At 39.8% G+C, this 19954-nt stretch carries 18 protein-coding genes; 11 read left to right on the top strand and 7 right to left on the bottom strand.

The features are described 5' to 3' along the window. The first annotated feature begins 97 nt into the window (after positions 1-97). A complete protein-coding gene (gene parC, locus ACB088_RS15165; protein ID WP_375037348.1) occupies positions 98-2317 on the top strand; it encodes a DNA topoisomerase IV subunit A in 2220 nt (739 codons plus the stop codon). Positions 2318-2615: 298 nt separating this feature from the next. Then, positions 2616-4295 carry a long-chain-fatty-acid--CoA ligase gene (locus tag ACB088_RS15160; RefSeq protein WP_375037347.1) on the top strand — a complete coding sequence of 560 codons (1680 nt, stop codon included), beginning with the start codon at positions 2616-2618 and terminating at the stop codon, positions 4293-4295. 39 nt (positions 4296-4334) lie between these two features. Here the strand turns inward: ACB088_RS15160 and ACB088_RS15155 are convergent, their stop codons facing one another. Continuing rightward, positions 4335-4724: a hypothetical protein gene (locus ACB088_RS15155; protein ID WP_005037366.1), complete on the bottom strand. Its 390-nt coding sequence runs from the start codon at positions 4722-4724 to the stop codon at positions 4335-4337. 106 nt (positions 4725-4830) lie between these two features. Here ACB088_RS15155 and ACB088_RS15150 point away from each other — a divergent pair, with 106 nt between their 5' ends. Then, positions 4831-5229 carry an MAPEG family protein gene (locus ACB088_RS15150; RefSeq protein ID WP_003654397.1) on the top strand — a complete coding sequence of 133 codons (399 nt, stop codon included), beginning with the start codon at positions 4831-4833 and terminating at the stop codon, positions 5227-5229. A 127-nt stretch (positions 5230-5356) separates the two neighbouring features. Then, entirely contained in the window at positions 5357-5881 is a 525-nt protein-coding gene (gene ppa, locus ACB088_RS15145) for an inorganic diphosphatase (protein ID WP_003654399.1), read from the top strand. Between the two features lie 106 nt (positions 5882-5987). Here the strand turns inward: ppa and ACB088_RS15140 are convergent, their stop codons facing one another. Further along, positions 5988-7268, bottom strand: a complete 1281-nt coding sequence (locus tag ACB088_RS15140; protein ID WP_375037346.1) for an OprD family outer membrane porin — start codon at positions 7266-7268, stop codon at positions 5988-5990. 962 nt (positions 7269-8230) lie between these two features. Between ACB088_RS15140 and ACB088_RS15135 the strand changes: the two genes are divergently transcribed. Then, complete coding sequence (locus ACB088_RS15135; protein WP_045437199.1) at positions 8231-9043, top strand: TorF family putative porin; 813 nt, start codon at positions 8231-8233, stop codon at positions 9041-9043. A 42-nt stretch (positions 9044-9085) separates the two neighbouring features. On the opposite strand, the gene ACB088_RS15130 is transcribed toward ACB088_RS15135, so the two are convergent. Both ACB088_RS15130 and ACB088_RS15125 read right to left on the bottom strand, forming a co-directional pair. Then, positions 9086-9964 carry a dihydrodipicolinate synthase family protein gene (locus ACB088_RS15130; protein WP_375037345.1) on the bottom strand — a complete coding sequence of 293 codons (879 nt, stop codon included), beginning with the start codon at positions 9962-9964 and terminating at the stop codon, positions 9086-9088. A gap of 15 nt (positions 9965-9979) precedes the next feature. Beyond that, entirely contained in the window at positions 9980-10756 is a 777-nt protein-coding gene (locus tag ACB088_RS15125; protein ID WP_270903179.1) for an aldolase, read from the bottom strand. Positions 10757-10867: 111 nt separating this feature from the next. On the opposite strand from ACB088_RS15125, the gene ACB088_RS15120 reads away from it, so the two are divergent. Continuing rightward, positions 10868-12301: a PLP-dependent aminotransferase family protein gene (locus ACB088_RS15120; RefSeq protein ID WP_375037344.1), complete on the top strand. Its 1434-nt coding sequence runs from the start codon at positions 10868-10870 to the stop codon at positions 12299-12301. Positions 12302-12430: 129 nt separating this feature from the next. On the opposite strand, the gene ACB088_RS15115 is transcribed toward ACB088_RS15120, so the two are convergent. The 3 genes from ACB088_RS15115 to ACB088_RS15105 all read right to left on the bottom strand — a co-directional run bounded on the left by ACB088_RS15115 (position 12431) and on the right by ACB088_RS15105 (position 14860). Continuing rightward, a complete protein-coding gene (locus ACB088_RS15115; RefSeq protein WP_209734556.1) occupies positions 12431-12976 on the bottom strand; it encodes an NADPH-dependent FMN reductase in 546 nt (181 codons plus the stop codon). 106 nt (positions 12977-13082) lie between these two features. Next, entirely contained in the window at positions 13083-14567 is a 1485-nt protein-coding gene (locus ACB088_RS15110; RefSeq protein WP_375037343.1) for a YifB family Mg chelatase-like AAA ATPase, read from the bottom strand. A 65-nt stretch (positions 14568-14632) separates the two neighbouring features. Further along, positions 14633-14860, bottom strand: coding sequence for an accessory factor UbiK family protein (locus tag ACB088_RS15105; RefSeq protein WP_003654412.1), 228 nt, complete (start codon positions 14858-14860; stop codon positions 14633-14635). A gap of 278 nt (positions 14861-15138) precedes the next feature. On the opposite strand from ACB088_RS15105, the gene glnK reads away from it, so the two are divergent. The 5 genes from glnK (at position 15139) to ACB088_RS15080 (ending at position 19937) form a co-directional block, all read left to right on the top strand. Then, the gene (glnK, locus tag ACB088_RS15100) at positions 15139-15477 is read left to right on the top strand and encodes a P-II family nitrogen regulator (RefSeq protein ID WP_000780326.1); all 339 of its coding nucleotides are present in this window, start codon (positions 15139-15141) and stop codon (positions 15475-15477) included. Between the two features lie 56 nt (positions 15478-15533). Then, positions 15534-16928, top strand: a complete 1395-nt coding sequence (locus tag ACB088_RS15095) for an ammonium transporter (RefSeq protein WP_092709649.1) — start codon at positions 15534-15536, stop codon at positions 16926-16928. A 160-nt stretch (positions 16929-17088) separates the two neighbouring features. After that, positions 17089-17547, top strand: coding sequence for a transcriptional regulator NrdR (gene nrdR / locus ACB088_RS15090; protein WP_003654416.1), 459 nt, complete (start codon positions 17089-17091; stop codon positions 17545-17547). Between the two features lie 15 nt (positions 17548-17562). Then, on the top strand, positions 17563-18648 hold the full coding sequence (ribD, locus tag ACB088_RS15085; RefSeq protein ID WP_375037342.1) for a bifunctional diaminohydroxyphosphoribosylaminopyrimidine deaminase/5-amino-6-(5-phosphoribosylamino)uracil reductase RibD: 1086 nt from the start codon (positions 17563-17565) through the stop codon (positions 18646-18648). Beyond that, positions 18645-19937 carry a DNA adenine methylase gene (locus ACB088_RS15080; protein ID WP_003654420.1) on the top strand — a complete coding sequence of 431 codons (1293 nt, stop codon included), beginning with the start codon at positions 18645-18647 and terminating at the stop codon, positions 19935-19937. Before ribD ends, ACB088_RS15080 begins: the two co-directional genes overlap by 4 nt. Positions 19938-19954: the final 17 nt, after the last annotated feature.

Below are 19954 nucleotides of genomic sequence, written 5' to 3'. Positions count from 1 at the left end.
GACGCTCAGGTGACAGACTCCCTCTTGTGTCTGTAACATAGCCCACTTAGCATAAGACTCATTTAAAATAACGACTGATTTGGAAGATAAGCTGACTATGACCAGCCTTGCGCATCAAGCGACAGAAAACCGCTCTGTAGCCGAATTTACTGAACAGGCTTACCTGAATTATGCCATGTACGTCATCATGGACCGTGCATTGCCACATATCAGTGATGGTTTAAAGCCTGTACAGCGCCGTATTGTATTTGCCATGAGCGAATTAGGGCTGAAAAATAGTGGTAAGCCAAAAAAATCAGCTCGTACAGTCGGTGATGTACTCGGTAAATACCATCCTCATGGCGACTCGGCATGTTATGAAGCCATGGTATTGATGGCACAGCCTTTTAGTTATCGCTATCCTTTAATTGAAGGACAAGGTAACTGGGGGGCGCCAGATGATCCTAAGTCATTTGCTGCGATGCGTTATACCGAAGCAAAACTTTCTGCCTACAGTGAGTTATTGTTAAATGAGTTAGGGCAGGGCACAACTGACTGGCAAGATAACTTTGATGGTTCATTAAAAGAACCCATTACGTTGCCAGCACGTATTCCTAATATTCTCCTCAACGGCACAACGGGGATTGCTGTTGGTATGGCGACAGATATTCCGCCACATAATTTACGTGAAGTGATTAAAGGAACGATTGCCTTAATTCGTAATCCGCAAACTTCAGATGAAAAATTGGCTGAATATATTCCAGCGCCAGATTTACCAACAAAAGCTGAAATTATTACTCCACCAGAAGAATTACTCAAAATCCAGACTACTGGTCGTGGTAGTTACCGCATGCGAGCGGTGTACACCATCGAAAAAAATGAAATCGTGATTACTGAATTGCCTTATCAGGTATCGGGTTCTAAGGTCATTACTCAAATTGCCGATCAAATGCAGGCTAAGAAGCTACCATTGGTGGTGGATATACGTGATGAATCGGATCATGCAAATCCAACACGATTAGTGATTGTACTTCGTTCAAATCGTATTGATGCTGAAGCGGTGATGAGCCACTTATTTGCAACGACGGACTTAGAGTCAAGCTATCGTGTTAATTTAAACATGATTGGTGAAGATGGGCGTCCTCAGGTTAAATCGATTCGTCGTATTTTGCTGGAATGGATTGAGATCCGTAAAAAAACGGTAACCCGCCGTTTAGAATATCATTTAAACCGAATTGAAAAGCGCCTGCATATTTTGGCAGGTCTTTTAATTGCCTATCTTGATATTGATACGGTTATTCGTATTATTCGTGAAGAAGATCAGCCTAAACCTGTATTGATGGAACACTTTAAGATTGATGAGATACAGGCAGAAGCAATTTTAGAACTCAAGTTACGTCATTTAGCAAAACTCGAAGAGATGGAAATCCGTCAAGAGCAGGATGAACTTGCAGCAAAAGCAGCAATTATCCGTGAGCAATTAGGAAATCCAGAATCTTTAAAGAACCTGATTATCGGTGAATTAAAAGAAGACGCGAAAAAGTTTGGTGACGAGCGCCGTTCTCCAATTGTAGCGCGTGCTGAAGCTGTCCAGATTAAAGAACAAGACCTTGTACCAGCAGAAACAGTAACAGTGGTTTTATCTGAAGCAGGTTGGATTCGTGCTGCAAAAGGTGCAGATGTTGATGCAGAAAATTTAAACTACCGTGCTGGCGACCAATATTTAAGTCACGCTGTGGGCAAAACCAATCAACGGATTTATTTCCTTGATGAGACAGGGCGTAGTTATGCTTTACCTATCAGCAGTTTGCCATCAGCAAGAGGTTTAGGTGAACCATTAAGTTCCAAACTTGCTCCTGCAAGTGGCGTGTCGTTTATTCAGGTTTATCTAGAAGAGGAAGCGTCTGAACTTATCGCTGCTAGTACATCAGGTTATGGATTTAAAACTCAAGCCAAACAGCTAGATACCAATGCCAAGGCAGGTAAAACATTCTTGTCGGTGCCTGAAAAATCAAAAGCTTTACCATTAATATCTGCTCAAAATATGACACATTTGGCTGTGCTCAGCTCAGCAGGGCGACTCTTAATTATTGATTTGGCTGAACTGCCGAACTTAAATAAGGGTAAAGGTAATAAGTTGATACAACTTGAAGCGAAAGAGCAAATTTTATCCATGACAACCCTGAACTTAGATGAAATAATTCAGGTGGTTGCAGGTCAACAACATTTAAAATTAAAAGGTGATGATCTACAAAAATACATAGGTAAACGAGCTTCAAAAGGTCAGCTCTTACCACGTGGATATCAAAAAGCAAATAAACTGTTGATTCAGAGATAAAGCTAGCGTCTGGCAACATAAATACGCTATATATGGCAACATGTTCAAGCAATGAACTGAACTTGTTGGTATTGAATAATGATTAAAAGGACAGCAATTTGGAGTACGTAATTTGTACTCCATGCAAAAAAAATTGACAGGGTCAAATTGTCAAAATTTCTGTCTCATAATCTTGTTCGAAAGTGTCATGAATGTGCCAATAAGTTTTAAATATGTTCTGGCACCAAGAAGCTAAAGAATAGCTGGGGCATTGAATAACAGTTATTACTAAGGATTACGAATCGGAGATAATGGCATTATGGAAAAAATTTGGTTTGCAGAATACCAAAAGACAGGGATTCCAGAAACAGTAGAATTGCCTGCAGAAAATACCTCACTTGTTGATATTTTTGAGAGTAATTTCCAAAAATTTGGTTCTCGTGATGCCTTTATCTTCATGGATAAGGCGATGTCATTTAATGAGTTAGAACTTGCAAGCCGTAAGTTCGCGACCTATTTGCAAAATTTGGGGTTAGCAAAAGGAACTCGTGTTGCAGTAATGATGCCGAATGTGTTGCAGTATCCTGTAGTTGCATTAGCTGTGTTACGTGCAGGCTTGGTATTAGTGAATGTTAATCCGCTTTATACGGCACGTGAGCTTGAGCATCAATTAAATGACTCAGGTGCAGAAGTACTCGTAATTATTGAAAACTTCGCTAGTGTGTATCAAAGCATTTTAGGTAAAACTCCAGTGAAGCATGTTGTAATTGCTACTGTAGGAGATATGCTGGGTACACTTAAAGGTACTCTAGTGAACTTTGTATTACGTAAAGTACGTAAGCAAATTCCAGCTTGGAATATTCCTGGGTACGTTAAGTTTAATTCAGCATTAAATAAAGAAAACTCAAGTAATTATAAGCGCCCGAGTTTAACTTTAAGTGATACGGCTGTACTTCAATATACTGGTGGTACGACAGGTGTTTCAAAAGGTGCAGAGCTTACTCATCGTAATCTTGTAGCAAACTTACTTCAGTGTGATGGCATTTTCCAAAGTAAATTTGGAGCAAACGATGGCGCTAAAGGCGATCGTATTGTTTGTGCATTGCCGCTTTATCATATTTTTGCGTTCATGGTTTGCGCGATGTACGGTATGTATAAAGGTCAGGCAAATATCTTGATTCCGAACCCTCGTGATTTACCAGCTGTTATTAACGAGCTGCGTAAATATCAACCATCATTCTTCCCAGCAGTAAATACATTGTTTAATGCTTTAGTCAATAATGAAGAATTCAGACAACTTGACCATAGCAAGTTAAAAATGGCGATGGGCGGTGGTATGGCTGTTTTATCTTCTACAGCAGAAGCTTGGAAGAAAATTACTGGCACAACCATTATTGAAGGTTATGGCTTGTCAGAAACCTCACCAGTAGCAACTGCAAATCCACCTGCTTCTACTGAATTTAGTGGCACAATTGGTATTCCGTTACCTTTAACTGAAGTTGCCATTTTAGATGATGACGGTAAAGAAGTTGCTTTAGGTGAGCAAGGCGAAATCTCGATTCGTGGACCACAAGTCATGAAAGGCTACTGGAAACGTCCTGATGAGACAGCTAAAGTCATGACAGCAGATGGTTTCTTCCGTACGGGCGATATCGGTGTTATGGATAGCCGTGGATATACAAAAATTGTAGATCGTAAAAAAGATATGATTTTGGTTTCTGGCTTTAACGTTTACCCAAGTGAAATCGAAGAAGTTATTGCTAAACATCCAAAAGTATTGGAAGTTGCAGCGATTGGTGTTCCAGATGAAAAATCAGGTGAAGTGCCAAAACTCTTTATTGTGAAAAAAGATCAAAGCCTAACGACTGAAGAAGTTTTGAGCTTTGCTAAAGAGAACTTAACAGGCTATAAGCGCCCTCGTTATGTTGAGTTTATGGATGAATTACCAAAATCAAATGTAGGCAAAATTTTACGTAAAGACTTACGTAAACCAGCTTAATCGGTTAATAAAAAAGCGCCTTAGGGCGCTTTTTTTATTTTATATTTTATGACTTTTTATAAACCAGCGGTCTATATAAGGGCGTCCAATTCCAACCATCCCCACAAAAACAAGCATTGTGCCGAGTTGCAGGCGTAGGTGAGTTAAATCAAGCTGACCATAACTTAAATAATTATCTGCTAAGCAATATATCGTAATCACAATGAGCCAGTGCCACAAAGGAAGTCGTTTAATACCAACAGCAATAAAGGTAATTGTTAAAATAACAAAGGTGCCAAGTGTAGATTGCCAATTTAAATTTGCACAAATCACACTCAGTAAAAAAGCGACAATAGGGAGTACGATCTTTAATATGCGATCTATCTGAAGTTGATTCTGTTTTTGCTTATCCAAGACTTCAAACAATTCTTTTTGATCAGGTTGTTGCATACATGGCCCTATTCATCAGTGTTGACAAGTGATTGCATAAAATTTCAGGTAAAAACGCAATGTTATGATAGCATGATCAACAGTATTTTCAGTGATGGATGGCACTATGCAGGGCATCAGCGGCATTATCTATATTATTTTAGTGGCATGTTTACTGCCATATGCATTTACCGCAATTGCAAAAATTACAGGTGGTTTTCAGCCTGCCGATAATCAAAACCCGAGAGCTTTTTTTGCCAAAACAACTGGTCTGGCTGCTCGCGCTAATGCCGTACAACAAAATAGTTTTGAAAGCTTACCTTTATTCTTAACGGCTATTTTAATGGCCGAATATATGGTTGTTCCAGAATATTTTATTCTGAGATTAGGTTGGGCATATATTATTTTAAGAGTTATTTATGGGATCTGCTATTTAAGTAATTGGGCAACTTTACGCTCGATTGTCTGGTTCTTATCTATATTGTGTCCAATCTTCTTATTAGTGGTCACGATTAAACTGACTTGAGTGTCATTCTGTCATCATTCATATCAACTTTCGCGTGTGCGCATTGTATAATCGGCATCATTTTGATGATATCCACGCTATAATCGAGTGGATTTTACATCTGACTTCATAACGAAAGAGTATTGATATGAGTTACAGCGATATCCCAGCAGGTAAAGATGCCCCAAATGACATCTATGTCATCATTGAAATTCCTGCAAATGCAGCACCAATTAAATATGAAATCGACAAAGATTCTGATGCATTGTTTGTAGACCGTTTCATGGGCACAGCAATGTTCTATCCAGCGAACTATGGTTATGTTCCAAATACTTTGTCTGAAGATGGCGACCCGTTAGACGTACTTGTTGTAACTCCACATCCTGTTGCTGCTGGTTCTGTAATTCGTTGCCGTCCGGTGGGCAAATTAAAAATGGAAGATGACGGTGGTATCGATGCGAAATTAATCGCTGTTCCACACGAAAAATTGTCTCCACTTTACAAAGATGTGAAGGAATATACAGATCTTCCTCCATTGTTGATTAGCCAAGTTGAGCATTTCTTCAGTCACTATAAAGATTTAGAACCAGGTAAGTGGGTAAAAATCAGTGGTTGGGAAGGTGCTGATGTTGCTAAAGCTGAAGTACTAAAAGCAATTGAAGCTGCTAAATAAGCTTTGATTTATAAGCTCAGAGTTTCTCAATTGATATTTTGAGCTTAATAAAAAACCTACATCTGTTGCCAGACGTAGGTTTTTTTATGCTTGATAGATCTATGAATTAGAATAATTTCACAGGAATATCAAGGAAAATACGCCATTCATTAGTGTCAGGCATATAGTCTGTATTATAAGCGCTGTCTGCACGGTAGATCGAATTACGTAAACGTAGGCTTGAACCTTTAGCAAAACCACTTTGAACCGTGTATTTCACTTGGTTGAAGAATTCGCTTTCGTTTGAGTCATCTGCACCGTTAGATGTTTTGATATCCCAACCATATACATAAGCTGTAGTCCAGTTTAAGCCTGGTAATACACCTAACTTACCAAAGTCGAGACTATATTGGATTTGTGCAGATTTTTCATCATTACCGATGAAGTCAGACAGGTAAGAGTTTGGCAAATACACACTTTGGCCGCCATCTTGGTTCGCACCATAGTTATAGCCAATATTACCGCTGTTTTGTTGGTAAGCTAACATCACACTATGTGGGCCAGTCGCATATGTTCCCGAAAGCGCCCAAATATTATTGATTTTGTCTTCACCAGCCGGGCCAGTTGTGTACCAAAGTGCAGCATTTTTATCAAATTTAGTATGATAACCACTGAAGTCATAAGTAAGTGAGCTGTCATTAGCAAGAGGTTGCTTGTAGTTCACATTGACATAATGGCGATCAAGTTTGTCTTTTACATCAACGCCGTAGTAAGAACCGTTGAGTTGATCATCAAACTTATATTTTGCACCCCAAACAATGGCACTATCTAAACCATTTTGGTCTGTCGCAATTTGGTCAGAATATTGGTTTTTAGTGAATTTACCAGCAATTACTTCTAAATCTTTAATTTCATGGCTGGTTAACAATGTACCTGTGAAATATTCAGGAACCATACGTGCAGTGTTACTTGCAAGAACAGGCAAATCAAGTACTTGAGTACCATAACGTACAGTCGTATTCGAGAAACGAGCTTTTACGCTACCGCCACCACGTGTCCATTGATCGTACGGATTTTCACGTACGCCATTGTAACGAGGAATCATTTGATTGCCGTTATTGTTATTTGCACCGATTTTGAATGAAAAATCACCAACTGCGCCAACACCAAAACCAACAATACCTTTGGTAAAGCCGGAATCTAGCGTAACGATTGCTGATTGAGCAAATGAACTGTCATCTTCAACGTTATTTTTCTTGTCACGTTGAATATAACCTGTACGGAAGAGAATAGAACCGTTCGCATCTTCAACAAATCCTTTTGCCTCACTTTGCTCACTTGCCTGAGCTGAGGAAATTATTGCCGCAGAAATGAGAACTGCTAATGTAAGTTTTTGTGCATTTAGCATATTTAAAGAACCTCATAAAAACGATAAATCCTGTGCCTTGTTATTGTTCAGGGCCTAGGATTTGAATCAATTGTATAAGTAATCTATAAAAAAGATATATTTTTGTTGATTTTATTTTATATATGCTATGCAGAAATTGATTAATGTGTTACTGGTTGTTTACTAAATTTACTATTAAGCTTTTATACTTAATGTATTGTTTAAAATAAAAAAAGTAATTTATTTTTTAGTGGATTTTTACCATTTATTTTATATTCTAAGCTCAAAAAATAGTTGATTCTTGTGTTCATTTTTTACTCTTTTTTGGTGGATATGTTTACTTTTTAATCTCCTCTTAAGTTGATTTTTTTAACGGTTTATTTTCAATGCTCTCTAAAATGTTACTATATAACATTATTTTTAATGCATGATGTGCAAAAAGAGATCACTATAATAAGCTAATGGAATTTAGTTGATTTGATCAAATTTAGTGCGATATTCTGCGTAAATTTTGTGCATTACTCTTTTTGCTCATATTATTGCTTAAAAAAGACCCAAAATAGTTCATAAGTTTCAAAACAGAAAAAAATGAAGAAATCTAATTAAAAGAAATGCCCATTCACAGACCATTACAAGCTCGGCTTTAAGAAATTTACGTAATTTTTATATTTCTTATTTAAGTTTAAATAGAAATTTTACATTGAGTAAATGGATACTGCTGACGTCGCTAATTTATTTCCGACAAGGTGTTTTCTCATGTTGCTCTTTTCTAATCGGATAGATGTATTATTTTATAATATTGTTTTTTATCAATATATTTTTATAAAAATAAAATGGAATTTTTATTGTAGAGATATTTTTATTTCAATATTAATGATATGCAGCGAAGGGGAATATGGACTTGGCACAGCAATTGCTAAAGCTTAAGTAACACAATGTGTTTTATATACATAAATCGTGCATTCATTATGGGGGAGATCAAAATGATGAAATTTGCACTTAAGACCTTAGGTCTTGGTATTTTCGCAGCTGGTTCAACCATGGCTATGGCTGAAGAAGCACCATCTTTTTATGGTATCACTGCAACAGGTAGTGTAGCGGCAACTACAGACTACCGCTTCCGCGGTGTTACACAATCGTCAAATAACCCAGCCATTCAAGGTGGTTTTACTTTTTCTCATAAGTCAGGTGCCTATGTCGCGCTGTGGGGTTCAAGCGTTGACTTTAATACACCTGGCGTTTCAACTGAAACCGATATCTCTTTAGGTTATACAAATACATTAAAACTGTCAGATAAGCTGGCACCGACCTATGACGTAGGTGTAATTCATTACGGCTATATTGGTTCTGACTCAAAATTTACTAACCCATACAATGGGGATACTGGTTTTGACTTTAATGAATTTTACGGGAAATTAACTTTTGCTGATTCTTTATTTAAAGGTGATGCACTTAGTGTGGGCGTAAGCTATTCAGATGATTATTGGGGTCACTCTGATGAGTTCTGGTACTTTAACCTAGGTTATTCAGCACCAATTGCAGACACAGGCTTCACTGGACTTGCTTCAGTTGGATATAACAAACTCAAAAATAAAGACTCTTTACTTGTAGTTGCGGGTGGACCAGGTGAAGACGATAGCTATATCGATTATAAAGTGGGCGTGAATTATAACATTTTGGGTATTGTCGCTGAGCTAGACGTCGTTGGTACAGACATTAGCACTTCTGGTATGACTGATGCTGGTAAAAAACCTTATGACACAGGCTTAGTGTTTAGTTTAACTAAAACATTCTAAGTTTATGCGGTAAAAAAAGCGGGTTTATTGCCCGCTTTTTTATTAGTCCTCTATTTGAGCAAGTAACTGTTTTAAGTGACTAAGCTCAACATCATTTGCTTTGATCAGAGGTTTACGTGGCGTACCCGCAGAAATACCTTTTAGCTGCAAACCTGCTTTAATCGTTTTAGGTAAACCACCGCTTACGATAAAGCGTAGTAGAGGAAGTTGCTGGTAAAATGCTTTTTGAGCCTGATTTAAATTACTATTTTTCACATGCTGAATAAGTTGTTGGGGGAGCTGACCTAATAGATTAGGCGCTGCTGTACACCAACCACTAGCTCCTGCACATAAGGCTTCTAAAGCTAGAGGATTACAGCCGTTATAAAACGGGAGTTCTCCTTTTGATAGCTCATAAATTTGATGCATACGCTGAATATCACCGCTACTTTCTTTCACCATCGTAATGTTTGGAATCTGATTAAACATACGCACGATTAACTCTGGAGACATATCAACACCACTGGTTGCAGGGTTGTTATACACCATAATTGGTAGAGTCGTCGTTTGAGCAATCGCTTGATAATATTCAAAAATCTCTGGATCTGTTAGTTTCCAGTACGATACAGGAATGATCATCAGTGCATCTGCACCATAGCTTTGCGCGATTTGGGCCTTTTTGATGGCTTGATCTGTCGTGAGTTCTGAAATCCCAATAATGACAGGTAAGCGTTTATTAATGCTTTCAATTGAAGTTTTGGCAACTAAGCACCACTCATCCCATTCAAGATAAGCGCTTTCGCCAGTACTGCCTAGAGGTGCAATCGCATCACAGCCATTTTCAATAAGCAAATCCAACATTTGCTTTAGAACAGGAAGGTTAATGGTGTTGTCATTAGAAAATGGGGTGACAGGGTAGCCAATAATACCGTTTAGTTTCATGGTAGAAGTCTCTTTTTAAATGCAGTCGGAATGTTTTTTCAAAGCTTTACGTGCGTAATAAGCAAAGTTCACTTTGTTACGTTTGTCGGTAGATACCCAGTCATGAGCTTCTGTGGCCAAATCGTGGGGGATAGGCTGAATTTGTCCAGCAGACATCGCTAGCAGTTGCAATTGAGCTGCACGTTCAATTAAAAGAGCCAAGTTGCAGGCTTCTTCAATGGTTTTTCCTGTGACCAGTTGACCATGATGAGACAACAAAACAGCACGGTTTTTACCCAAAGCAGAAGAAATCAAAATACCTTCTTCATTACCTACAGGAACACCCGGCCAATGGCCTACAAATGAGCAATCTTCGTAGAGTGCACAGACATCCATTTGAGAAATCATGAGCGGAATCTGAAGCATGGAGAGTGCTGCTACATGGGTAGGATGCGTGTGGATAATGCAGTTCACCTCTGGGTGTTCTTTATAAATCCACGTATGAAAACGATTGGCTGGGTTTGCCATTCCTTCTTGATTGATTGGTTCTAAATCTTGATTAACCTCAAGCAAGTTTGAGGCAGTAATTTCATCAAAGCCTAAACCAAAACGTTGAGTAATAAAGGAATCTTTATTTTCACTACGACATGTAATTTGGCCCGCTAAACCAACATCATGGCCATGATCAAATAAAATACGACAAGTGAGTGCGAGCTTTTGACGGTCAGTTAAATCTGAATCGCTAATCCACTTTTGCATGTCTTGCTGTGCATGTTGCATCAGATCTTGTTTGTTTACAGAAGCAGTCTTCATCTCTTCTCCAGTCCAGTTGACCAAATTAAGTAGGTGAAGGCAGAATAGAAAACAACTGGATGAATCAATACATCCAGTTTTTATAAGTTATATGGTCCAGATGGGGCAAGTATGCTAAGACCTTGGCAAATACATTTTCGTATCGATGAAAGAGAAGAAAAAACAGTTTTTTTAAAACTGACCAACTTGATTAGTCAGGAGATTTTAAGTGGTCGCTTGGTGCAAGGGACTATGTTGCCTGGGTCTCGTAGCTTGTCAAAAGAATTGGGAATTAATAGAAAAACCGTACAAGCGGTATATGAAGAATTAGAGGCTCAAGGCTGGCTTGTGACTCGTCCTCGAAAAGGCACATTTGTGGCAGATATTTTGCCGGAAAAGCAGCTCAAAATAGAGTCTGTAAATGAGCGGAAAGTTAATGATAGGCCAACTATTCAAGAAGTTACTTTATATCCACACAACGATGGCGTGCCTGACCCAAGGCTTATTCCGTATGAGTTATTTTCAAGAGCCTATCGGCATGCATTGATTAAAATTACCCAAAACCAGTACATGGGTTATGGAAACCCCCAAGGTATGATTGAGTTAAGACAAGCCTTACAAAAAATGTTGTCGATGGAACGTTTTATGAGTGTTGCGGAAGATGAGATTTGTATTGTACGTGGCAGCCAGATGGGAATTTTTCTTGCATCCCGTGCACTACCTAATCGACAGGGAGTGATTGTAGTTGAAGAGCTGTATTATCCCTCTGCTTTTAAAGCGTTTCAGTCGAATGGGTTTCAGGTCGTTTCTGTCAAATTAGATGAACAAGGTATTGTCATTGACGATTTTGAAAGGATTTTACAAGAACATTCAGTTGCTGCCATTTATACAACTCCACATCATCAATATCCCACAACTGTCACGATGCCAATGAGTCGCCGTCTTCAGCTCTTAGAACTTTCAAAAAAATGGGGTTTTTATATTATTGAAGATGATTATGATCATGAATTCCACTATGACAGTCGGCCTATGCCACCCTTAGCGAGTTTGCCTCATTCTGAGCTGGTCATTCATGTTGGCTCATTATCTAAGGTCTTTGCACCCGGTATTCGCTTGGGATACATCGTGGCATCTGCATCAGTCATTCAATCCATTACCGAAGATATTTTATTGATCGATCGACAAGGTAATAATATTACCGAACTTGCTTTAGCAGATTTAATGCAGCGCGGTGAAATCAAACGACATATTCGTAAAATGAAAAAAATATATCAGTTACGCCGTGACCATGCTTTAACTGAATTTAGCAGAGTTTTTTCAGGTGATGTTCAGATTCAACCTCCAGCAGGCGGAATGGCTTTATGGGTGAAATTCCAGGAATCTTTTACTAAAGAGCAGGCCTTAAAATTAGACGAACTCAACATGGATACAGAGCATAAGTTTAGACAGGATGATTCTTCTAATCGTTGTATGCGTTTTGGCTTTGCAGCTTTATCAGAGAAAGAAATTACTTCTTTAATCGAGAAGTTAAATGAGGTTCTTAATAAAAGAACAGCGGACTCATAATCCTTTGTTCTAATCTTAGTGCTGATTATCTCTGATAAGACAGCACTTTGGTAAGGAGAGGACGTTGAATTACATCACTTTGAACCAAATCGACAATGGTCCGTGCTACTCGTAAACACGGTGATCAGCTTACTCTAATTGATCTTGATACTTTTGAATCTCTGAGACAAAGCTAAGCAGGAACGGTGTAATTTGTGACTTATATTCTTCAGTTTGTAGCATCTCAACAATTTGTTCAGGCGATTTGCTAAGAAGAGAGAAGCGTAAAAATAAATCTTCAAAAAAATTGCTACTCACTGTCGAAAGTACTCTTCTTAAAGAAACTAGCATATCGTCGCCGCGGCTAGATGCATGAACTAGAACGATAGGCTTGTCTATGATTTCGGTGCGGGAAACCATCCAGTCAATTGCATTTTTAAGACCGCCTGGAATACAACGGATATATTCAGGACTTGAGATGATAATGCCATCTGAGGCAGAAACAGATTTGATAAATTCTTCTACTACAGCAGGCGTTTTTTCTCCTTCATCATCCGGAGAAAAGATAGGCAAAGTATTAATTTGATCGAAAACTGAAAATTCAATACTGGACGGTGCTATATCTTTCATTGCTCGTAATAGCGCTGTATTTGTCGATGCCTCTCTTGCACTGCCGGATATAGCCAAAATTTTCATAGCGTCCTCTTTGCCTTTTTATATAGACAGTAATAAATTCTTTAATTAACAACTCATATAAATATTAAAAAACAGCGGACTCACGATCCGCTGTTTTTTTCATTTGTTAACTATTTCCTCGATAGGATAATGCTTCTGTAAGGTGAGAGCTTTGAATCACTTCACTTTGAGCTAAATCGGCAATGGTCCGCGCTACTCGTAAAACACGATGATAAGCGCGGGCCGATAAATTTAAACGTTGTTGAGCCATTTCAATCATTCGTTGAGAAGTACTATCAAGTACAGCATGTTGTTCTAGCTGTTTCGGCGAAAGCGCTTGATTTAAACAATTTTGTCTTTGAATCTGTTGTTCATAAGCATAAATCACACGTTGTCGAACACTACTTGAATCTTCAACAGGCGTTGGATCTTGTAGCTCTTGGGCCTTTAACGGTGGTACATCAATATGTAAATCGATACGGTCAAGTAATGGCCCCGATATACGGTTTTGATAGCGCTTAATACTCTCAGGTGAACACTGGCAACGACTATCTTGATTAAATGCATAGCCGCATGGACATGGGTTCATCGCCGCAATCAGTTGGAAGTTAGCCGGGTAAGTAATTTGCCGAGCTGCTCGTGAAATAATGATTTCTTTTGACTCAAGCGGCTGGCGTAAGACTTCGAGTACTTTTCTATCAAACTCGGGGAGCTCATCTAAAAAAAGTACTCCTAAATGCGATAATGTAATTTCGCCCGGTTTAGGGTGAGAACCGCCCCCAACGAGTGCAATCGCTGATGCTGTATGATGGGGCGCTCGAAATGGTCGCTGACCAAAAGTATGTGATGTATTTGAAATAGAATAAATGCTAGCAACTTCAAGCGTTTCTTGATTAGTCAGAGGCGGTAAAATTGAAGGAAGCCTTGAGGCGAGTAAAGTTTTACCTGTGCCAGGTGGTCCTTTAAAAAGTAAGGAGTGCCCCCCAGCAGCAGCAATTTCGAGTGCACGACGTGGGCGTAGCTGACCTTTTACATCTGCAAGGTCAAATTTATAAGGCATTTGGTTTGAAGTGGTTGTAGGCTCAACCGAAGATAGAGACTTTGTGCCCAAAAAATGTTCACAGACTTCTTTTAAGTGACTCACTGGATAACATTTAAAGTCAGGTAAGTGACTAATATCCTGACTGTTATCAAGCGGTAAAAGCATTTTATGTTTGGCTTGTTGACACGCCATTGCCAAAGTTAAAGTACCTGACACTGGCCTTACATGACCATCAAGCGCTAACTCTCCAATAAATTCAAAATCTTCGGCACAGTTTTCTGGGAGCTGACCAGAGGCAATTAAAATACCTAAAGCAATTGGTAAATCTAGACGTGAACCATCTTTGGGCAAATCTGCTGGTGCAAGATTAATGGTTAGTCGTTTAGTCGGAAATTGAAATCCACTGTTAATAATCGCCGAGCGAACTCGGTCTTTACTTTCTCTTACTGCCGCTTCGGCTAGGCCTACAATGGTAAGAGAAGGTAAGCCTTGACTCACATGTACTTCTACTTCAATAAGAGGTGCATGTAAACCCAAAAGTCCCCGGGTATAAATTTTAGAAAAAGACATTTTGTTGTTCCATTATGGTGCTTCATTTTTAATCGTTGTAAAGTATAAGTGCGCTACATTGGTGCTTATTTTTTATTCTTTAAAGTTTCTTCTAATAGTTCCACTTGTTTTTGTAGCTCTGCTAAACGTTGGTTAGCCGATTGCAGTGCGGTCTTTTGGCGGTCAATTTCTTGTCTGGAAACAAGATCTAACTTTTCGACTGCTTCATTTAATAATGCACGTAAATTTTTTTCCAAATCTTTTTTAGGCTCATCAATTTGTTCCAGAATGGCCTGTAATAAAGTTTCTAGCATGAAATATCCAAAGTGTTGTATTACCTTATGGTTTACAGTTTACCACTGCTTGAAGGTGGGATATAGGTTTCAATTCTTTTAGTACAAATAGAACATTAAATCAGCATGTAAACATACTGAAAATTCATTTTATTTTTAATAGCTCATCTACATCTTGATCACTAAATAGGTTATAAAGAAAGTTCATGCAATAGATTCATTTCCCTCAACCTTTGAAATATTGGCATGAAAATTGAACATAAAACCTTACTGGTGAAAAGAAGCCGAAGGAAACAAACATGAAGCTTGTAACTGCAATTGTAAAACCGTTTAAATTGGATGATGTGCGTGAAGCGCTCTCTGACATTGGTGTACAAGGGATTACCGTAACTGAAGTTAAAGGTTTTGGTCGTCAAAAAGGACATACAGAACTCTACCGTGGCGCGGAGTATGTGGTTGATTTCTTACCTAAAGTAAAAATCGAAATTGCGATTAGTGATGAAATGGTCGACGCGGTAATTGAATCAATTACACGTGTAGCAAGCACAGGAAAAATTGGCGATGGTAAGATTTTTGTGACTAACCTGGAACAAGTAATCCGTATCCGTACGGGTGAAACTGGACCAGATGCTGTCTAATTGGCACAAAGCTTGCTGAGTAGAAAATAACTCGCAAATGAGGTTGGGGGACACGAATGAAAAAAATGCTTATGGCGCTGAGTCTATCAGGCGCTCTTTTGGGTGGTACTGCCGTTTGGGCAGAAGATGCTGTAACAACGCCTACATCGGAAGTTGCGGCTACATCAACATCTCAAGCTACTGCAACCACTGCAGAAGCACCAGTTGCTGAAACTCCGGCAGCTCCAGCACCAACACCTACTCTTGATACGGGTGATACCTCTTGGATTTTAGTTTCAACCGCATTGGTTCTATTAATGACCATTCCGGGGTTGGCATTATTCTACGGCGGTATGGTACGTAAAAAAAATGTACTCAGTACGATGATGTTCAGCCTGTCCGCTGCAATTTTAGTCAGTTTAGTGTGGGTGATTGCTGGGTATTCAATCGCGTTCTCTGGCACAGGTGCATTTTTTGGTGATTTGTCTAAAGCAATGCTAAACGGAGTCGCGTTTGATGCATTGAGTGGGACAATTCCTGAAAGTCTCTTTGTTATTTTCCAAATGACCTTTGCCATTATTACAGTTGCAATTCTAAGTGGTTCTATTGCAGACCGCATGAAGTATTCAGCTTTCATGGTTTTTATTGCAGTTTGGGTACTCGTAGTCTATGCACCAATTACTCACTGGGTTTGGGCGGCAGATGGTTGGTTATTTAAAGCAGGCGCATTAGATTTTGCTGGTGGTACAGTTGTACATATCAACTCAGGTGTTGCAGGTCTAGTTGCGGCTTACATGCTTGGAAAACGTATTGGCCTTGGCCGTGAATCTATGGCTCCGCATAACCTGACTTTAACTGTAGTGGGTGCAAGCTTACTTTGGGTAGGTTGGTTCGGCTTTAACGGCGGTAGTGCTCTAGGTGCTGGTGCTCGTGCAAGCATGGCAATTTTAGTGACTCAAGTTGCTGCCGCTGCTGCTGCGTTCTCTTGGTTAGTAGTTGAACGTATGATTCGCGGTAAAGCGTCTGTATTAGGTGGTGCTTCTGGTGCTGTCGCTGGTTTGGTTGTGATTACGCCAGCAGCAGGTTTCGTCGGTGTAGGCGGTGCTTTAGTCATGGGCCTTATCGGTGGCGTAGTGTGCTTCTGGGGTATTACCGCACTTAAACGCTTACTTAAAGCCGATGATGCTTTGGATGCGTTTGGTTTACATGCTGTAGGTGGTATTGTCGGTGCGATTTTAACTGGCGTATTTTACAGTGATGAAATTATTAAAGCAGCCAACGTTACCTTAGCTCCAACCTTCGCTGGTCAATTATGGGTACAAGTTGAAGGTGTATTGGCAACCATGATTTACAGTGGTGTAGCGACTTTTGTAATTCTTAAAGTGATTGATCTTGTGATTGGTATCCGTGTTAACGCTGATGATGAACGCATGGGTCTGGATTTAAGCCAACATGGCGAACGTATTGAATAATTCGTAATATATCTGCTGTCTTAAAAGAACAGTCCTACGCTGTGATCAAAGCGATGCTTTGATCTTGCTCAGGACTGTTTTTTGTCTTATAGAATGCTGGTTCTGTAAGTGTAGAAATTTTGCTACACTAGGTCAAAGTAATCGACCCTATAAATCCGCTATGCATTGTCCATTTTGCAACGCCGCAGATAGTAAAGTCATCGATTCACGTTTAGCCGCCGAAGGCTGTCAGATTCGTCGACGTCGTGAGTGTGTAAGTTGCGGTGAACGTTTTACCACTTTTGAAAGCTATGAAGTGGTGATGCCCCGTGTGATCAAATCGAATGGAAAGAATGAACCTTTCGATGAGGCCAAGCTACGCCGTTCGTTAATGCATGCATTGCAAAAACGTCCGGTCACTCAAGAACAGATAGAAACTGTTTTAAGTGATATTCAATTACAGATTCGCCGTTTAGGTGAGCGGGACGTGAAGTCTAGAACAATTGGTGAAGTCGTCATGCAATCTCTATTTGCACTCGACCATGTCGCTTATGTTCGATTTGCTTCTGTTTATCAAGATTTTCAGGATGTTGAAGCTTTTCGCCGACAAATTGAGCAAATGCAGCAACGTGAACAATAATTATTTGAGATTTTTATGTCTGAGTTGAAAAAAGATCAATATTGGATGCAGCAAGCTATTGAACTTGCCAAACGGGGTCTATATTCGACTAAGCCTAATCCAAATGTTGGTTGTGTCATTGTCAAAGATGATCAGTTAATCGGTGAGGGCTTCCATCCTAAAGCAGGTCAACCACACGCAGAGGTTTTTGCCTTACGTCAGGCAGCTGAGCAGGCTCAAGGTGCAACAGCGTATGTGACGCTTGAGCCATGTGCACATTATGGGAGAACTCCTCCTTGTGCTGAAGCACTGGTTAATGCACAGGTTAAAAAGGTGGTTGTGGCATGTCCTGATCCAAACCCACTTGTTGCGGGTAAGGGTGTTCAGATTCTGAAAAATGCCGGAATTGAAGTAGAAGTTGGCATTTGTGAAGATTTGGCAGAAAAATTAAACCAAGGTTTCTTAAAGGCGATGTCTACGGGCATGCCTTATGTACGCTTAAAAGTAGCTTCAAGCCTAGATGGACGTACTGCAATGGCATCTGGTGAATCGAAGTGGATTACCGGTGCAGTTGCGCGTCAAGATGTACAGCATTGGCGTGCCATATCAGGAGCAGTGATTACAGGGATTGATACTGTGATTGCAGATGACTGTCAGCTTAATGTACGAACTCTGGGCAGTGTTGATATTGAGACAATTGCACAGCCAAAACGGATTATTTTAGACCGCCAAGGTCGTTTGCCGCTTGCTGCTAAAATTTTAGAAAACCCTGAAACTGTGATGGTGATGGGGCCATATCGTCAAGAACTTGCTGATTTAGGCGTGATACAATTAGAAATTCAGCCTTTAAAAGTGCTGTTACAGACCTTATCTAAGCAATATCAAATTTATGATGTATTGGTAGAAGCTGGTGCAACATTATCTACTGCCTTTTTACAAGAAGGTTTGGTAGATGAGTTGATCAATTATATTGCCCCGACATTATTGGGGAAAAGTGCAAGAGCCATGTTCAATGCAGAGTTTGAATATATGGCACAACAACTTCGTTTTACACTTCTTGATGTGACACAACTTGATCAAGATATACGCTTAAGGTTAATCCCTACGCAAGAGAAAGTATGAATCCAGAGCCTTCGGTTTATCACAAACGTCGTCATGCAGCCCGTACGACAGACGAATATCTTTTCCATCAGCTTGTTCCTTACTTGGGTAATAAGCGCCGATTGCTCCATCTAATTTTAGAAGCCCTTGAAATTACAGGGACGCTGAATAGCAAGAAAAAGAATCCTCCGATTTTTGCCGATTTCTTTGCCGGCAGTGGCGTAGTATCTCGTTTGGCGCGTCAAAATGGTTACCGAGTGATTGCGAATGACTGGGAACCTTATAGCCATGCGTTAAATCATGCGATTTTAGCTTGTATTGATGCACCTGCTTTTAAAGAGCTAGGCGGGTATCAGAAGGCAATCGATTATTTAAATCGCTTACCTGAAGTTAAGGGTTGGGTAACACATAACCTTTGCCCACGTAATGATGATATTTATGATCCAGCTCGTGACCGTTTGTTCTTTAAACGCCGTAATGGTATGCGTATTGATGCGATTCGCCAGCAGATTGCAACATGGCAATCTCAAGGCGCAATTAATGATGTAGAGATGAGTGCATTACTCGCGCCTTTGCTCTATTCAGCCAGTTTTGTCAGTAACACCAGTGGTGTATTTAAAAGCTTCCATCAAGGGTGGGGCGGACGTACACAAACTGCGTTAGAACGAATTGAGTCATTACTTTGGTTAACACCGAGTCGTTTTTGCGAGATTGGTGATCGTAAACGTCCTGCTGCTGAAATGTGGTGTGTAGATTCACAGCATCTAGCAAATCAAATGAGTGGTTTTGAAGTAGATGTTGCCTATCTCGATCCACCGTATAACCAGCATGCATATAGTAGTAATTACCATGTTTTAAATGCATTAACTTTATGGGATCAGGTCGATTTACCTTCACCAGATACCAAAGGTTATAAGAGCGGAATTGATAGAGCTTGGCGTAAAGAGCGTCCAAGCCCATATAACTCTTCTAAATATGCTAAAGATGCGTATGAAAAACTACTTTCAACCATCAATGCCCGCTATATTCTGACCAGTTATTCAACTGATGGTAATATCGAGCCGAAAGATTTGCTTATGGCCAATCTGGAGCGGGGCAAAGTGACCTTGTTAACACAAGATGTTCCGCGCTATCGAGTAAGTAAACAGCGACAGTCTGAACGTGCACGCGTGCTTGAGTTTATTGTGATTACTGATACTCATGCCAAGTCAGGGCCACCATTACGTCAGTTATTAGGCCAGCTTTACCACTTCGCCGAGCTAGGTGGTGTAGATACTTCAGGTAATAGTACACAGCTCGCACTTTGGTAAGCGCTGCAATTTAAGCA

This window comes from Acinetobacter sp. RW6 (assembly GCF_041956835.1).
Classification (GTDB): Bacteria; Pseudomonadota; Gammaproteobacteria; order Pseudomonadales; family Moraxellaceae; genus Acinetobacter; species Acinetobacter calcoaceticus.
The sequence above is the reverse complement of the archived record's forward strand: the minus strand, read 5'-3'. Positions and strand labels throughout refer to the sequence as shown.

Bases quoted from the DNA above. Each gene is read 5' to 3' on its own strand.
- parC (WP_375037348.1), top strand. From the start codon at position 98: ATGACCAGCCTTGCGCATCAAGCGACAGAAAACCGCTCTGTAGCCGAA.
- ACB088_RS15160 (WP_375037347.1), top strand. From the start codon at position 2,616: ATGGAAAAAATTTGGTTTGCAGAATACCAAAAGACAGGGATTCCAGAA.
- ACB088_RS15155 (WP_005037366.1), bottom strand. From the start codon at position 4,724: ATGCAACAACCTGATCAAAAAGAATTGTTTGAAGTCTTGGATAAGCAA.
- ACB088_RS15150 (WP_003654397.1), top strand. From the start codon at position 4,831: ATGCAGGGCATCAGCGGCATTATCTATATTATTTTAGTGGCATGTTTA.
- ppa (WP_003654399.1), top strand. From the start codon at position 5,357: ATGAGTTACAGCGATATCCCAGCAGGTAAAGATGCCCCAAATGACATC.
- ACB088_RS15140 (WP_375037346.1), bottom strand. From the start codon at position 7,268: ATGCTAAATGCACAAAAACTTACATTAGCAGTTCTCATTTCTGCGGCA.
- ACB088_RS15135 (WP_045437199.1), top strand. From the start codon at position 8,231: ATGATGAAATTTGCACTTAAGACCTTAGGTCTTGGTATTTTCGCAGCT.
- ACB088_RS15130 (WP_375037345.1), bottom strand. From the start codon at position 9,964: ATGAAACTAAACGGTATTATTGGCTACCCTGTCACCCCATTTTCTAAT.
- ACB088_RS15125 (WP_270903179.1), bottom strand. From the start codon at position 10,756: ATGAAGACTGCTTCTGTAAACAAACAAGATCTGATGCAACATGCACAG.
- ACB088_RS15120 (WP_375037344.1), top strand. From the start codon at position 10,868: ATGCTAAGACCTTGGCAAATACATTTTCGTATCGATGAAAGAGAAGAA.
- ACB088_RS15115 (WP_209734556.1), bottom strand. From the start codon at position 12,976: ATGAAAATTTTGGCTATATCCGGCAGTGCAAGAGAGGCATCGACAAAT.
- ACB088_RS15110 (WP_375037343.1), bottom strand. From the start codon at position 14,567: ATGTCTTTTTCTAAAATTTATACCCGGGGACTTTTGGGTTTACATGCA.
- ACB088_RS15105 (WP_003654412.1), bottom strand. From the start codon at position 14,860: ATGCTAGAAACTTTATTACAGGCCATTCTGGAACAAATTGATGAGCCT.
- glnK (WP_000780326.1), top strand. From the start codon at position 15,139: ATGAAGCTTGTAACTGCAATTGTAAAACCGTTTAAATTGGATGATGTG.
- ACB088_RS15095 (WP_092709649.1), top strand. From the start codon at position 15,534: ATGAAAAAAATGCTTATGGCGCTGAGTCTATCAGGCGCTCTTTTGGGT.
- nrdR (WP_003654416.1), top strand. From the start codon at position 17,089: ATGCATTGTCCATTTTGCAACGCCGCAGATAGTAAAGTCATCGATTCA.
- ribD (WP_375037342.1), top strand. From the start codon at position 17,563: ATGTCTGAGTTGAAAAAAGATCAATATTGGATGCAGCAAGCTATTGAA.
- ACB088_RS15080 (WP_003654420.1), top strand. From the start codon at position 18,645: ATGAATCCAGAGCCTTCGGTTTATCACAAACGTCGTCATGCAGCCCGT.